13 protein-coding genes are annotated in these 15,561 nt (G+C 61.8%); 3 read left to right on the top strand and 10 right to left on the bottom strand.

The annotated features are described in order from the left end of the window. Positions 1 to 74 precede the first annotated feature (74 nt). Both zwf and AAG813_RS03430 read left to right on the top strand, forming a co-directional pair. Positions 75 to 1,541: a glucose-6-phosphate dehydrogenase gene (gene zwf, locus AAG813_RS03435; RefSeq protein WP_341911854.1), complete on the top strand. Its 1,467-nt coding sequence runs from the start codon at positions 75 to 77 to the stop codon at positions 1,539 to 1,541. 141 nt (positions 1,542 to 1,682) lie between these two features. Continuing rightward, positions 1,683 to 2,531, top strand: coding sequence for an SIS domain-containing protein (locus AAG813_RS03430; RefSeq protein WP_341911852.1), 849 nt, complete (start codon positions 1,683 to 1,685; stop codon positions 2,529 to 2,531). A 574-nt stretch (positions 2,532 to 3,105) separates the two neighbouring features. On the opposite strand, the gene AAG813_RS03425 is transcribed toward AAG813_RS03430, so the two are convergent. The 9 genes from AAG813_RS03425 to AAG813_RS03385 form a co-directional block, all read right to left on the bottom strand. Beyond that, positions 3,106 to 4,128 carry a dipeptide ABC transporter ATP-binding protein gene (locus tag AAG813_RS03425; protein WP_341911850.1) on the bottom strand — a complete coding sequence of 341 codons (1,023 nt, stop codon included), beginning with the start codon at positions 4,126 to 4,128 and terminating at the stop codon, positions 3,106 to 3,108. Further along, complete coding sequence (locus AAG813_RS03420) at positions 4,125 to 5,102, bottom strand: ABC transporter ATP-binding protein (RefSeq protein WP_341911848.1); 978 nt, start codon at positions 5,100 to 5,102, stop codon at positions 4,125 to 4,127. The genes AAG813_RS03425 and AAG813_RS03420 overlap by 4 nt, the downstream gene beginning before the upstream one ends. Before the next feature lie 106 nt (positions 5,103 to 5,208). Next, positions 5,209 to 6,120 (bottom strand): ABC transporter permease, encoded by a 912-nt coding sequence (locus AAG813_RS03415; protein ID WP_293594298.1) that lies wholly within the window; start codon positions 6,118 to 6,120, stop codon positions 5,209 to 5,211. A gap of 9 nt (positions 6,121 to 6,129) precedes the next feature. Further along, positions 6,130 to 7,713, bottom strand: coding sequence for an ABC transporter substrate-binding protein (locus AAG813_RS03410; protein ID WP_341911845.1), 1,584 nt, complete (start codon positions 7,711 to 7,713; stop codon positions 6,130 to 6,132). A gap of 27 nt (positions 7,714 to 7,740) precedes the next feature. Continuing rightward, positions 7,741 to 8,979: a M20 aminoacylase family protein gene (locus AAG813_RS03405; protein WP_341911843.1), complete on the bottom strand. Its 1,239-nt coding sequence runs from the start codon at positions 8,977 to 8,979 to the stop codon at positions 7,741 to 7,743. Continuing rightward, a complete protein-coding gene (locus AAG813_RS03400) occupies positions 8,979 to 9,959 on the bottom strand; it encodes an ABC transporter permease (RefSeq protein ID WP_341911841.1) in 981 nt (326 codons plus the stop codon). Before AAG813_RS03400 ends, AAG813_RS03405 begins: the two co-directional genes overlap by 1 nt. A 128-nt stretch (positions 9,960 to 10,087) precedes the next feature. After that, on the bottom strand, positions 10,088 to 11,668 hold the full coding sequence (locus AAG813_RS03395; RefSeq protein ID WP_341911839.1) for an ABC transporter substrate-binding protein: 1,581 nt from the start codon (positions 11,666 to 11,668) through the stop codon (positions 10,088 to 10,090). A 162-nt stretch (positions 11,669 to 11,830) separates the two neighbouring features. Next, a complete protein-coding gene (locus AAG813_RS03390) occupies positions 11,831 to 12,529 on the bottom strand; it encodes a DUF3047 domain-containing protein (RefSeq protein ID WP_341912139.1) in 699 nt (232 codons plus the stop codon). Between the two features lie 199 nt (positions 12,530 to 12,728). Continuing rightward, positions 12,729 to 13,808 (bottom strand): porin, encoded by a 1,080-nt coding sequence (locus AAG813_RS03385; RefSeq protein WP_341911837.1) that lies wholly within the window; start codon positions 13,806 to 13,808, stop codon positions 12,729 to 12,731. Between the two features lie 561 nt (positions 13,809 to 14,369). On the opposite strand from AAG813_RS03385, the gene coq7 reads away from it, so the two are divergent. Next, complete coding sequence (gene coq7 / locus AAG813_RS03380; RefSeq protein ID WP_341912138.1) at positions 14,370 to 14,999, top strand: 2-polyprenyl-3-methyl-6-methoxy-1,4-benzoquinone monooxygenase; 630 nt, start codon at positions 14,370 to 14,372, stop codon at positions 14,997 to 14,999. Between the two features lie 67 nt (positions 15,000 to 15,066). Here the strand turns inward: coq7 and AAG813_RS03375 are convergent, their stop codons facing one another. Beyond that, the gene (locus AAG813_RS03375) at positions 15,067 to 15,540 is read right to left on the bottom strand and encodes an OsmC family protein (RefSeq protein ID WP_341911835.1); all 474 of its coding nucleotides are present in this window, start codon (positions 15,538 to 15,540) and stop codon (positions 15,067 to 15,069) included. Positions 15,541 to 15,561: the final 21 nt, after the last annotated feature.

Genomic DNA, 15,561 nt, shown 5'->3' with positions numbered 1-15,561 from the left:
CCTGGTTGAGTTACGATTATGGCAACATCCTATGAAACTTTATTACATATCGGCCGTTCGGCAAGGTTGGGCGCATGAGTTTTGATCTGGTCCTGTTTGGCGGCACGGGCGACCTGACCTGGCGCAAGTTAATGCCCGCGCTGTTCCAGGCCTTCCGGCACGGCTCGCTGCCCGCCGACGGCCGCATTGTGGGCGTGGGCCGTGACGCCATGAGCGATGCAGAGTACCGTGCCCTGATACGCGCACGTTTTGACAGTGTCGAGTTGGCCAAACGCCCCACCGGTGACGAGTTCGAACGGTTTGCCGCGTTGCTGCATTACCTGCGCATGGACCTGTCCGGCCCGGCCGACTATGCGGCACTCGCCACCCTCCTCCAGGCGCGCCAGGCCGACACCGTGGTGATGTACCTGGCCACCGCGCCGACGCTGTTCCAGCCGATCTGCGAGCACATGGCGGCCGTCGGACTCAATGGCCCGCAAACCCGCGTGGTGCTGGAAAAACCACTGGGCCATGACCTCGCTTCGAACCGCGCCATCAACGAAGCCGTGCTGCGTGTGTTGCCGGAAAAGCAGATCTTCCGCATCGACCACTACCTCGGCAAACCTTCGGTGCAAAACCTGTTTGCGCTGCGTTTCGGCAACTCGTTGTTCGAACCGTTGTGGCGCCGCGAGACGATTGCCAACATCCAGATCACGATTGCCGAAGAACTCGGCGTGGAAAAACGCGGTGCCTTTTACGACAGCACCGGCGCCCTGCGCGACATGGTGCAAAACCATGCGCTGCAACTGCTCTGCGCCATCGGCATGGAGCCGCCGATCAACGCCCACGCCGATGCGATCCGTGACGAAAAGCTCAAGGTGCTGCGCTCACTCAAGGCCTGGACACCGGACACCCTGAAGCACCACGTGATTCGCGGCCAGTACACCGCCGGCAACATCAATGGCGAGGCCGTGCGCGGCTACCTGCAGGAAAGCGGTGTCAGCCCGGACAGCCGGACCGAAACCTTCGTCTCCCTGCGCGCCGAGATCGCCAACTGGCGCTGGGCCGGCGTTCCGTTTTACATACGCACCGGCAAGCGCCTGGCCGACCGCGACGCCCACATCGAGGTGAACTTCCGCCCGACGCCGCATGCCATCTTCAAATCGCCCCTGGGCGCCGGCAACCGGCTGGTGATCAACCTGCAGCCCAAGGACGGACTGGAGCTGCACCTGCTGGCCCAAGGCCAGGACAACCGGCTGGGCGCACGCGCCGCCAGTCAGACGCTGGCACCGGTGCAGCTGGATCTCGACTTTGACAAGCGTTTTGGCACCGAACGTGTCGGTGCCTACGAGCGACTGCTGCTGGACGTGATTGATGGCCGGCTGAACCTGTTTGTGCGCAGCGACGAACAGGAAGAAGCCTGGCGCTGGGTCGAACCGATTCTGGACGCCTGGCAACACGACACCGACGGCCCGCGCCCCTACACGGCCGGCACCTGGGGCCCCAGTGCCTCCAGCGCGATGATTGCGCGGGACAGCCACTGGTGGAGCGAAGAGAGTTGAGCCCCCACGGTCGCTCACTGCGAGCCTGCGGCAACTCCCTGCCCCTTGCACGGAAAAAGGGGCCGCTGCGCCTGCGGTGTGGCAAAGCCAGTCCCGCGGCCCCTGCTTGCAGTTTCCATCCGCTGCCGTTTGGGGGTCGCCGTGCTTGACCGCATCAAAGCCTGCCTGCCGTCGTTGGCACCGGCCGAGCAGCGGGTGGCGCAACTGGTGCTCAGCGATGCGCGTGCCTTTGCCAGCCTGCCGGTCACCGAGCTGGCCGCACGTGCCCATGTCAGCAAACCGACGGTGATCCGGTTTTGCCGCAGCGTCGGGTACGACGGCCTGTCGGACTTCAAACTCAAGCTGGCCGGCAATGTCAGCGAAGGTGTTCCCTTCATTCACCGCAGTGTCGACGCGGATGACAAGACCGGCGACGTGCTGGTCAAGGTGATTGACAACACGGTGGCCGCCTTCCTGAAGTACCGCAACGACGCCAGCTCGGCGCTCATCGAAAAGGCCGTGCTGGCCCTGGTGGCGACCTGCTCCAGCGGCCAGCGCATCGAATTTTTCGGCGTCGGCAACTCCGGCATCGTGGCGCAGGACGCGCAGCACAAGTTCTTCCGCCTCGGGGTGCACGCCATTGCCTACAGCGACGGCCACCTGCAGGTCATGAGCGCCTCGTTGCTCAGGCCGGGCGACTGCGTGGTGATCATCTCCAACTCGGGCCGCACGCGTGACCTGATGGACGCCTGCGACATCGCCCGCAAGAACGGCGCCACCACCATCGTGATCACGGCCAGCGGCTCGCCGCTGGCCGCCGCCGGCCACATCCACCTGGCCGCCGACCACCCGGAGGGCTACGACCGCTACAGCCCCATGGTGTCGCGCCTGCTGCATCTGATGATCATCGACATCCTGGCGACCTGCGTGGCGTTGCGCATTGGCAGCCCGACCCTGCATCCTTTGCTCAAGGAAATGAAGAACAATTTGCGGAGCAAGCGCTACACCTGAGTTTTTTGGCTCTGGTTGCGCCTATGAGGCCTGTGCAAGCTTGCTCTTTGGTGGGTCTTCAAACAGGCCGGGTCTCGCCCCGGCGGGCGAGGCACTTTGTCTTTGCTTCGCCAAAGAAAAGTACCCAAAAGAAAGGCGACCCGATGCTCTGGGTCCCTGCGCTTCGCTACGGGCAACCTGCGGTGCTCGCCAAAAACGGGGGCTGGCTAAACTCGCATGCGGCTCAAACAACGCCAGCCCTTATCCGCTTTTGCCTGCGCTCCTCGGCCCAGCCCGACGGGTGGGGGAAACGAATACGGATGCGGGGAGACATGACGCGCAAAGCGCGTCATGTCGGACTCAACAGACCGTCATGTTTGCACGCGAGCGCAGCACACACGGCCAAATGAAGCTCCCCTCCATCGCCCCGCGGGGCGAGGGAGGGGCGGGGGGAGGGAGTGGGGAGTTGCGCCTACTGTCCCAAGCGAACCGGGAACGCAGCGTGATGCTGCAAAGGACTTCCTCCGAATTCATGATTGAAATCGGCCTCCGGCCCATACCCAACAAGCGCAAGCAGCTACAAAAACAGGAGCAACTAGATGCGTCCCTCTTCCACAGCGTGGCAGGCGATCTTCACACCCTGGATGGTCAGGAGCTGCGGCCGCTCGGCGCGGCAGCGGTCGTTAACATGCGGACAGCGCGGATGGAAGGTGCAGCCGGTCGGCGGGCTCAGGGGGTTAGGCACCTCGCCCTGCACCGGGGTGCGGGCGCGGCCGGTGTCGTGCATTTTCGGGATCGCGTCCAGCAGCATGCGTGTGTAGGGGTGCTTCGGGCTGGCAAACAGCGTCTGCTTGTCCGACAGTTCAACCAGCCGTCCCAGGTACATCACGCCCACCTGGTCGCTGACATGGCGCACCACTGCGAGATTGTGCGAGATGAAAAGGTAGGTCAGCCCGCGCTCGCGCTGCAGGTCTTTCATGATGTTGAGCACCTGCGCCTGCACACTCACGTCGAGCGCGGAGGTTGGCTCGTCGCAGACCAGGAATTCCGGCTCGGTGGCGAGCGCCCGGGCAATCGAGATGCGCTGGCGCTGGCCGCCTGAAAACTGGTGCGGAAACTTGACCATGTCCAGCGGGGACAGGCCGACCGACTTGAGCAGTTCGCCCACGCGCGCCTTGAGCTCGGCCTCGTTGGTGATCAGACCGTGTTCCTTGAGCGGCTCGCCCACGATGTCTTCCACGATCCAGCGCGGGTTCAGGCTCGCGTACGGATCCTGGAAAATCATCTGGATGCGGCGTCGCAATTGCCGGCCCTGCGGCGTCTTGAAGGCGGCATGGGCATCCTGGCCGTCGAAGGTCAGGCCGCCACGGGTCGGCTCGTACAGCCCCACCAGCAAACGGGCCACTGTGCTTTTGCCACAGCCCGACTCGCCGACCAGGGCCAGGGTCTTGCCTTTTTCGATCTCGAAGCTGACGCCATCGACGGCATGCAGCATCAGCCGGGGCTTGCCTTCGAGCACGCGGTTTAGCCAGGGCGGGGACACATCAAAGGTCTTGGCCAGGTCAAAGGCCTGAACGAGGGGTGCCCCCGTGTTTGTCGTCATTTCACTGTTGCTCATGCGGTCACTCCCACCGTGGCATCGTGCAGCCAGCAGGCAGCACGTGTGGCACCGGCAGGCAGCAGGTCCGGCCTGTCCTGCGTGCAGCGGTCAAACACCTTGGGGCAACGTGGATTGAAGGCGCAGCCTTGCGGAATGGCGTTCAGACGCGGCATGGCGCCGTCAATCTGGTTGAGCCGTTCGCGGTCCAGCGTGATGTCGGGGATCGCTTCCATCAGGCCGGCGGTGTAGGGATGCGAGGGGTGGTTGATCACCTCGTGGACCGGGCCGATCTCGGCAATCCGTCCCGCATACATCACGGCCACACGGTCACAGGTCTCGGCAATCACGCCCATGTCGTGGGTGATCAGCATCACCGCGGCACCGCGCTTCTTGCAGATGCTTTTGAGCAGCATGATGATCTGTGCCTGAATCGACACGTCCAGTGCGGTGGTCGGCTCGTCGGCCACAATCAGTTTGGGCTCGGCGGCCAGCGCCAGGGCAATCACCACGCGCTGGCGCATGCCGCCCGAGAACTGGTGCGGGAAATGTTCGATGCGCTGCTCGGCCGCCGGAATGCCGGTGTCCTGCAGCAGGGAAATGGCGCGCTGGCGCGCTTCCGCATTGCTGACCGGCAGATGCGCCTGTATCGTCTCGATCAACTGTCGCCCTACCGTGTACAACGGGTTCAGCGAGGTCAGCGGGTCCTGGAAAATCGCCCCGATCTTGCGGCCGCGGATGTGGCGCATCTGCTCGTAAGGCAGGTTGTCGATGCGCTCGCCTTCGAGCAGGATCTGCCCGCCACCGATGCGGCCCGGCGGCTCCAGCAGTCCGATGATGGCGGCGCCAGTCAGCGACTTGCCGGCGCCCGACTCGCCGACCACGCCCAGGATTTCACCGGGGGCGATATCGAACGAAATGTCGTCCAGCGCCCGCAGCGTGCCACGCCGGCCGGGAAACTCGACGATCAGGTTCTTGACTTGTAATAGGCTCATTGATTGGACGGGTAGGTTCTGTTCGAGCAGTCACCGCGGAGCCGGCTTGGCCGGGCCACTGGTGGCGCCGCCTCGAGGGGAGGCTGCCGCGGGCTGCTTCGGGGTCTCATCGTAGTCTCGGGTTCAGCGCGTCGCGCAGCCAGTCACCCAGCAGGTTCACGCTCAGCGAAATCAGAACCAGCATCAGGCCGGGAAACACCGTGATCCACCACTCGCCGGAAAACAGGTAGTCGTTGCCGATGCGGATCAGGGTGCCCAGCGAAGGCGAGGTGGGCGGCGCGCCCACGCCCAGAAAGGACAGGGTGGCTTCGGTGATGATGGCCGTGGCCACCTGGATGGTCGCCAACACCAGCACCGGCCCCATCACATTCGGCAGCACATGGCGGCGCATGATGCGCATCGGTGTCACACCGGTCACACGTGCCGCCTGCACGTATTCCTTGTTGCGTTCGACCAGGGTCGAGCCACGCACCGTTCGGGCGTACTGCACCCATCCGGTGAGCGTGATCGATATGATCAGCACCCCCAACGCCAGGGAATCTTGCGCATTGGGAAACAGCGCCCGCCCCACCCCGGCAATCAGCAGGGCCACCAGAATGGCCGGGAAAGACAGCATCACGTCGCACAGGCGCATCAGGGCTGAGTCAATCCAGCCGCCGTAGAAACCGGCCAGCAGACCCATGCCGACGCCAAACACGACCGACAGGATCACCGAGGCAAAACCCACCGCCAGCGACACGCGGGCACCATACATCAGGGCCGAGAGGATGTCTCGCCCCTGGTCATCGGTGCCCAGCAAATACTTGCTCGAGCCCTCGGCCGACCAGGCCGGTGGCAACCGGGCATCGCTCAGTTCGAGCGTCGTCAGGTCAAACGGGTTGTGCGGCGCCACAAAGCCCGCAAACACCGAACAGAAGATGCAGATGAGGGCGACTGCAGCTGCAGCCATCGCCACCGGGGAGGTGCGAAAGCTGTAGCCGATGTCGCCATCCCACCATCGGAATAGCGCGCTTTTCATCAACCCGTGTTACTTGTTGACTTTGACGTATTTCCAGGGCATGCCGTTGTCGGGCCACTGAACCATTTCGATATTCTTCCTGGACGCCCAGTTCAGCGCCTGCTGGTGCAGCGGCAAATGGCCGACCTCGTCCTGATGGATTTTCAGCGCTTCGTGGATCATCTCGTTGCGCTTCTTGTCATCGGTCTCGGAAGCCACGAGGTCGGTCAGCTGGTCAATCCGCGCATTGCTGTAAGCGCCCAGATTGAACTGGCCGCGGCCACCCTCACCTGGCGTGGACATGATGGGGTAGAGCACGTTGTGGGCGTCCACCGTGCTCGGTGTCCAGCCCAGCATGTAGAAGCTGGTGTCGCGGCGCAGGATTTTCGGAAAGTAGGTGCCCTTGGTTTCGGCTTCCAGATTGATCTTGACCCCGATACGCGACAGATTCGCGGCCACGGCCTGGCAGATTTCACCGTCGTTGACATAACGGTCATTCGGGCAGTTCATCTTCAGCTCGAAGCCGGCGCCATAACCTGCGTCGGCCATCAGCTTCTTGGCGGCTTCCACGTCAAACGGCAGGCGTTTGGCGAGGTCGGGCGCGTAACCCTTGATCTCGGGTGCCAGCAGCGTGGCCACCGGCGTGGAGGCACCACGCATCACACGGTTCTTGATGGCTTCGATGTCGATGGCCTGGTAGAAAGCCTGGCGAACACGCTTGTCCTTGAAGGGGTTTTTGCCCTTGACGCTGGAGAACTGCAGTTCGTCGCGCTTCTGGTCCATGCCGAGGAAAATGATGCGCAACTCGGGGCCTTGCAGCACCTTGAGTTCGGCATTGGCCTTGATGCGGGCCACGTCCTGCACCGGCACCGGTTCCATCACGTCAATTTCGCCGGACAGCAGTGCTGCAACGCGGGTGCTGTTGTTGCCGATGACGTTGAAGACCACTTCGTCCACATTGCCGTCGATCTTGCCCCAGTAGCTGCCGTTGCGGGTAAAGGTGGTGCGGACATTGGGCTGGCGCTCACGCACGCGGAAAGGGCCGGTGCCGTTGGCGCGGAAAGACGCAGCATTTTCGATGCCTTTGCGGCGGTCCACTGGCTTGGTGGCCTGGTTCGTTTCGCACCACTTCTTGCTCATGATGTGCCACTGCGTGAACAGTTCGGGCAGGATCGGGAAGGGGGTGTTCAGCACGAAGTCGATCGTGTGATCGTTGATCTTCTTGATTTCCTTGATCTGGCCGACATAACTCTTCATGTCGGAGCCGTCACCCTTGGCGCGTTCGTAGCTGAAGATCACATCGTCTGCGGTGAACGGCGAGCCGTCGTGGAACTGCACGCCCTTGCGCAGGTTGAAACGCCAGACCGTTGGGGAAGTCTGCTTCCAGTCGGTCGCCAGCGAGGGGGCCAGCTTGTAGCTGCGGTCGCGCGTGACCAGCGGCTCGTACACGTTGCCCACCACTGTCAGTTGCAGCGATTCGTTGAGCGAATGCGGGTCCAGCGAGAGGGCGTCACCCTGGTTTCCGACCCGCAGGGTCACCGCGGACGCTACAAAAGTTGTAGCTGCCAGCGCTGTACCCACAAGGGCAAAAGCGGCTTTTTTCGTGAAATTCATGGGACTCTCCTGTTGAACAAAAAATAATCAGCGCGGCACGGACAAAGGCATGGACTGCTCCACCAGCCCGGCATGCAGGGCGGCACCCAGCGGCAGGATGTCGTCGTTGAAATCGTAACGGCTGTTGTGCAGAAAACAGCTGCCGACACCGTTTTCGGCCCCTTGGCCGATGCGCATGTACGCGCCGGGTTTGACCTGCAGCATGAAGGAAAAGTCTTCGGCGCCCATGCTGGGCTCCATGTCGCGCACGACATGGTCCTCGCCCAGCAGGGTTTCTGCCACATCGGCTGCAAACATCGCTTCCTCGAAAGAATTGATGGTGGCCGGATAAATGCGTTCGTAGTGCACGGCGGCAGTTGCACCAAAGCCGAGCGCGACTGCGGTGCAGAGTTCGTTGAGACGCCGCTCTATCAGGTCCTGCACCTCGGGGTTGAAGGTGCGGACTGTACCCACCAGGGTAGCCTTGCCCGGCACCACGCTGAAGGCGCCCATATCGCCGGCGTGCATCGCGCACAGGCTGATCACGGCGCTGTCAATCGGCTTGACGTTGCGCGAAACAATGCTCTGCACCGCCGTGATGATGTGCCCCGCCACCAGCACAGGATCGACCGTCATGTAGGCGTGGGCGCCATGACCGCCGCGGCCGGTGATGTCGATGGTGATGCGGTCAGCCGCTGCCATCATGGGCCCGGGGTTGATGCCCACCGTGCCCGGCTTCATGGACGGCCAGTTGTGCATGCCGTAAACCGCCTGCACCGGGAACCGGTCAAACAGGCCGTCTTCAATCATGACCCGCGCGCCGGCAAAGCCCTCTTCGCCCGGCTGGAAAATCAGCACGGCCGTCCCGTCAAAATTGCGTGTGGCTGCCAGGTAGCGGGCTGCGCCCACCAGCATGGCCACGTGCCCGTCGTGGCCGCAACCGTGCATCATGCCGGCGCGCGAGGATTTCCAGGCAAAGTCGTTGTGTTCCGTCATCGGCAACGCGTCCATGTCGGCGCGCAAGCCGATCATCTTTCCGCTGCCACTTTGCTGGCCCTTGATGACGGCCACCAGCCCGGTCTTGCCGATGCCGGAATGCACCTCGTCCACGCCGCAGCGCTGCAGCGCTTCCTTCACACGGGCGCTGGTGTAGACCTCTTCAAAGCCGAGTTCCGGATGGGCATGCAGGTCGCGGCGAAAAGCCGTGATTTCGGGGTGGAACTCGCTGATGTGTGCAAAGGCGCGGCCGTTGGCCTTGAGCGCCGGAGCAGGCCGGGGCGACAACATCAGTGCCCCCCCGCCGAGCCGACACGCAAGCGTGGGTCCACCGCAAAATACAGCAGGTCAACCACCAGGTTGATCACGACAAAAATCAGGGCGATCAGGCACAGGTAGGCGGCCATCACGGGAATGTCGGCAAAAGTCACAGCCTGGATGAAGAGCAGGCCCATGCCCGGCCACTGGAAAACGGTTTCGGTGATGATGGCAAAAGCAATCAGCCCGCCCAGCTGAAGGCCGGTGATGGTCATGACCGGCACCAGGGTGTTTTTGAGCGCGTGCCCAAAATGGATGGCGCGGTTGGACAAGCCACGCGCGCGCGCAAACTTGATGTAATCTGTACGCAGCACTTCGAGCATTTCGGCGCGGACCAGCCGCATGATCAGCGTGAGCTGGAAGATCGCCAGCGTCACGGCCGGCAGCACGATATGGTGCCAGCCCTTGGCCGTCAGCAGGCCGCTGCTCCACCAGCCCATCTGCACCACGTCGCCACGACCGAAACTGGGGAACCAGCCCAGACCCACGGAGAAACCCAGAATCAGCAGGATCCCGATCAGGAAGGTCGGGAGCGACACGCCCACCAGCGACACCGTCATGAGCAGCTGGCTCATAAAGGTTCCACGGCGCAGTGCCGCATACACACCCATCGGGACACCAATCGCCAGGGCCATGACAGCCGCCACCAGCGCCAGCTCAAGCGTCGCGGGAAAACGCTCTGCGATCAGGCGCGAGACCTTGGCTCCCTGGCGCAGGCTGAGGCCGAACTCGCCCTGCACGGCATTGACCAGAAAGTGGCCGAACTGCACGAAAAAGGGCTTGTCCAGCCCCAGATCGGCGCGCAGCTGGGCAATCTGGTCAGGTTGCGCATCCTGCCCCAGCAGAAACACCACCGGGTCGCCAACATACTGGAACAGCATGAACGCAATAAAAGCCACAGCGACCATCACGATCACAGCCTGAAGCAGGCGACGGAGAATAAATGCAAACATTCGGTGTACGGTTTTGAGCGAGAGCCAATGCTAGCAGAGCAAGCCCTGTGCCGGCACCGGGATTTCCTTTAGGCCTAAAGAAAAGAACTGCAAAAAAGGGCCCCGCAAGGCCCTCTTTGACAACACGTTCAGTTGACCTTGATCAGACGCCAGTCGAGCCGGTTGTCGGCGCGGTGCACGACGTCAATGTTTTTCTTCATCGCCCAGGGAATGATCTGGTTGTGCAGCGGAATATGCGAGACCGTGTCGTTCGACAGTTGCAGGGCCTCGGTCAGCAGGCGGTTGCGTACCGGCAAATCGGTCTCCACCTTCACGCGGTCCACGATGTAGTCCATCCGCTGGTTGCTGTAGCGGCCCACGTTGTAGTTGCCATCACCGCCGGTGCCCACGCTGCGGACGAGCGACTGCAGACTGTAAAGCGCATCAAAGGTGGGCACACCCCAGCCCAGCATGTAGATGCTGGCTTCGTAGCGCTGGATCATCGGAAAATAGGTGACCAGCGGCAACGTGCGCAGCTTGGCTTTCACGCCGGCCCGTGCCCACATCGCGGTGACGGCCTGGCAGATTTCCTCGTCGTTGATGTAGCGGTTGTTCGGGCACGCAAAATCCACCTCGAACCCATTGGGGTAACCGGCCTGGGCGAGCAGCTTCTTCGAAGCCTCGGGGTCATAAGGGTGACGCTTGTGCACACCTTCGGTCCAGCCGTTGACCTGCGGCGCCACGATCGCTCCCGTCGGCTGGCTCAGGCCGCGCATGGTGACGCGCTGGATGGCGTTGATGTCTATGGCCTGGTACAAGGCCATGCGCACGCGCTGGTCCTTCAACGGGTTCTTGCCCTTGATGTTGGATCCGGGCAGTTCGTCGCGGGACTGGTCCATGCCGAAGAAGATGGTGCGATTTTCGATGCCGTCGATGACCTTGAGGTTGCCGGTGCTGCGCAACCGGCCCAGATCCTGGATGCTGGGGTCAAGGACTAAATCGACTTCGCCCGACAGCAGGGCAGCGACCCGGGTGGCTTCCGATTTGATCGGTGTGTAGACGACTTCGGTCACATTGGACTCGTTCTTGCCCCAGTAGTTGGGGTTGGAAACAAGAACCAGCTTCTGGTCAGGCTGCCACTCCTTGACCATGAAAGGGCCGGTGCCCATGGCATTGCGGTGCGCAAAGGTTTCGTCTTTGGCACGGATGTCTTTCGGCTCGGTCGACTTGTTTTTCTCGGCCCACGCCTTGCTCATGATGCGCAGTTCGGTCAACTGGTTGAGCAGCACCGGGTTCGGGCCTTTCATCATGATGTCCACGGTCGAATCGTTGACCTTGACCACCTTGTCGATTCCCTGGGTATACACCGCATAGTTGGAGGTTTTGGCCGTCGCGCGGGTCAACGAGAAAACCACGTCTTCTGCCGTCAGTGGTGTGCCGTCACTGAACTTGACGCCTGAGCGCAGGGTAAAGCGAACCTGCGTCGGCGAGACGTCACGCCATGAGGCGGCCAGCTGGGGTTCCACCTTGAAGGTGCGGCTGTTGTAGTAGACGAGTGAGTCGTAAACGGCTGCGTGGACGCCATTGCCCAGCGCATTATTCTGCGAGTGGATGTCGAACGTGGGGATGTCGCTCGCGCTCGACCATTTGAAGGTCTTGGCTTGCACGGCAGGAACAACAGCAAACGACGCGGCCGCAGCAGCAGCGATAAAAAGCGGGTGGAATTTCATGTGGTTCTCTTTGAAGTAAGCGACGAATATACAACCGGCCCATCAGGGCAACACGAGGGGTTTCCCCTGAAACAAGCGCCTCGGAACATGCACTAGACCCAGGGCTGCGCGATGATGGTGCGCGCCTTTCAGATGCCTGCAAATGTCGGGCCAGGCAGGCGGCTAACGCGCGTGCGCGACCTTGTCGAGCGTGACCGGCCCGTACCAGGCAGAGGTCGTCGAGCGTGTGTTGTCACTGTCGGTCATGATGCCTATGCCCACCAGCGCACCCGGCGCTTCGCCGAAAGCCTTCTCATAGTCAGCACGGATATTGCGCTCGTAGTCGACCCATTGGCGCAACTTGCCGGCACCGGATTCGACGACAAGCTTGCGTATCCTGTCGGTGCGCGGATTGACAATCACCGTGCCCGGCGGGCGCGTGTTGCACCAGACATACATCAGCGTTGCATAAGGCAGCTCTTCGCCGGTCAACGCTCGTGCCAGTTCGGACAACATGGCGTTCTTGCTGGAGAACTTGCTGCGGTCGCCTTCAAATACCAGCACCACGCGCACCGGCGAATCATCGGCCTCACGCAAGGCCATATCGGCTTGCGCCATCAGCTCGGGCACTTTCCATGAAAAGCGCACACTGGCCAGCTCATCCGGTTCCACGCGCAGCACCTGGCGCACCATGCTTGCCGACGAACTGGAAGTGGCAGCCATCGCCTCGCGCCCATCCTTGCGTTCATAACGAAACTGGCTAGGCTTCTTGCCCGGAAAAGGGTAATGCCGCCAGTCTGGCGTGACCTGATTACCTGTGGACGCAGTCACCCAGGGGGTGGCGCTGAGTCTTGCCGGACCAGCCGGGGCAGACGGCGGCATTAACGAAGCACAGCCGGCCAGTTGCAGCAAGGCCAATAACACCACGCCACCACCCGACCTGCCCCACAGCCACGCCCTGTCAACCTGCGACATGAGCATCTCCCAAAGCGGCATATTTTTGCATTTTCCATGAAAAAAGCCGCCCGAAGGCGGCTTTTTAAACTCTCTTGATTGAAGCTGGCACAAGACCAGCCGTCAATTAGAAGGAGTGCTTGATACCGAAGTCGTAACCGGTCGAACGTGCGTTCGCTGCGGTCACGGCACCGTTCAGAGCCTGGGCTGCGCCGCCGCTGTTGGTCACGCGAGCGAACGTGGTGTACAGAGCCGTACGCTTGGACAGGTTGTGCACATAACCCAGAGCCCATTTTTTGGACTTAGGTGTACCAGCAGCGTCGGTTTTGTAGGTGGAGTAAGCCACACGGATCTGGCCGGCACCCATTGGAACCAAAGCACCGACCAAAGCGCCCTTGCCCGTCACCGAAGTGGGGGTAGAAGAAACTTTGTCACGGGTCACCAAAGCCATGGCTTGGGCGACGCCGAAGTCATACGAGCCACCGAGGTTGGTGGAGCGAATCTTGCCAGTGGTGGCGGTCTCAGCAAACTTGGTGCTGGAAGTTGCCATGGCAACGTTGACCGGGCCGTTGGCATAACCGAGACGGATGGCAGAACCGTTACCGTCTTTTTCAGTCGCTGCGCCGGTTTTGTTGTTCTCACCGAGGTAGTGCTGGAACTGGCCGTAGAAGCCGCCCAGGTTGCCTGGCAGGAAGTAACCAATGCTATTGGAAGCGCGAACTGCAGTGTTGCCACCGAGGCCGGAATTCAGGGTCTGGGTGGTGCCCACGCCGTTGGTGCCGAACGGATCAAACACGGTCTGGTTCCAGAACTGTGGCGTGTAGTCACGGCCCAGACGCAGTTCACCCAGGCCGCTGGCCAAGCTGACCGTCGAACGACGGTTGAACGTCAGACCACCACCACCGGTAGTGCCGCCGGTTTGGTTGTTCAGGCTGGTCAGGTCGCCAGAGCCATTGTCGTTGTTCAGACCAGCTTCCAGCCAGAAAGAAGCAGACATGCCACCGCCGAGGTCTTCCGTACCGCGGAAGCCGAGACGGCTGGAGTTGTAACCAGAGTCAGTCAACTGGCTCTTGCTGGAAGAACCAACACCGGAGCCGGAGCCGTGAGCGTAAACCGCGTCAACAACACCGAACAGGGTCACAGAAGACTGGGCCGAAGCCACGCCAGCAGCAGCCAGGATAGCCAAAGCGACTAGGGATTTTTTCATTGCGAGTTTCTCCAAGGTTAAACATAGGGCTCCAGGATTTTGGATCCCCGGGCCAACCTCCGTTTAGGAAGTTGTATGTATTGCACCAGAGGCTGCGAGGTTTCGCAAAGGAATTGGCCCGATAAATTCAATTCCGTTGCACCTCTGCAACAAACGCAAAAACCCCTTGCGCGGCGTTAAGCCGTCTTTCCAAAGCATGTCGTCGCCGATCGTGATGTACTACAATTTGTACTACATTTACAAATCACCCGAAAAAAGCCGCAATTAATAACTTTCCGGCCCACCCTTTCCTATGCCATTCCAGCTGATTTCGCTGCGCGACGCCAACCAGAATTTCTCCAGGCTCATCGCCGCGGTTGAGCGTGGCGAGGCTTTCTGCATCACCCGGCGCGGGCAGGAGGTGGCGCGATTAACGCCTGCGCCTCTGGAGAAATTGCCTGGCGCTCAAAACCGGCTACCCGCCGACATACCCGCACTGGACACCTCCCTCGGGGACCGCGTCCGTCAGCTGGAAGTCCGACTGGATAAACTTTCATCTGCCCTTCCGCCTACTGACAAGCGATAAATACCACTATGGATGCCCTGCTCACTTCCGCCGACAGCGCCCTGCGCACCCTGTTTGCCAAGCCCCGTGCCAGCCGGACATGCCCGACCGTGCCGGCACACGACACCGAGCTGAGCGCGGCGGACAAGGCGCTGGCCGGCGCGCTGATGCGGGTCAACCATGTCGGTGAGGTCTGTGCGCAGGCGCTCTACGCCTCGCAGGCCCTGAGCACACGCAATCCCGCGCTGCGCCAGCAGTTTCTGGAGGCCAGCAAGGAGGAAGGCGACCACTTGGCCTGGACGCGTGAGCGGCTCGACGAACTCGGCGCCCGCCCTTCGCTGCTGAACCCGCTGTGGTACGCCGGGGCATTCGGGCTCGGCCTGTTGGCGGGCCGTCTCGGTGACCGGGTCAGCCTGGGTTTTGTGGTGGAGACGGAGCGGCAAGTCGAAACGCACCTGGCCAGCCATCTCGAACGCCTGCCGGAAGGCGACCATGCCTCCCGGGCCATCGTGGCGCAAATGAAAGACGACGAGGCGCGTCATGCGCAGGAAGCGCAAAGTACCGGCGCATTGGCGCTGCCCGCACCGGTCAAGGCGTTGATGCGGGCCTCCGCCAAAGTCATGACGACCACCGCACACTACATTTAAGACGCTATCTTTTCAATAGCTTGCAGCGCTTGATTCAAAAGGGCTACAGCCCAATTTATGTTGTACGTCAGGCTTCAATCAGTTCAAAACTGGTGGTGATGTCGGCCGTTTTTCCGAGCATGATGGTGGCCGAGCAGTATTTGTCATGGCTCATCGCAATCGCGCGTTCCACCGCGCTGGCCGCGATGCCGCGTCCCGTCACCACAAAATGCATGTGGATTTTCGTGAACACCTTGGGGTCGGTTTCGGCCCGTTCGGACGTCAGTCGTACCGTGCAGCCGCGCACATCGTGGCGGCCCCGCTTGAGGATCAGCACCACGTCGTAGGCGGTACAGCCACCGGTGCCGGCCAGCACGGTTTCCATGGGGCGTGGCGCCAGGTTGGCACCGCCGTTTTCCGGCTTGGCGGCATCAGGCGCGCCGTCCATCACCAGCGTGTGGCCGCTGCCCGTGGTAGCCAGAAAACTCATGGCCGAGCCAGAAGTTTTGGTTGTTGTCCCCGCTCCGGCGGCAGGGCCGGTCCAGCTCACTGTGCATTCCATGAATTGCCATCCTCAAAAGTC

The organism is Polaromonas sp. YR568 (assembly GCF_943371715.1).
Lineage (GTDB): Bacteria > Pseudomonadota > Gammaproteobacteria > Burkholderiales > Burkholderiaceae_C > Polaromonas.
Note: the sequence above shows the minus strand (reverse complement) of the source record. Positions and strands in the feature narration are given on the sequence as shown.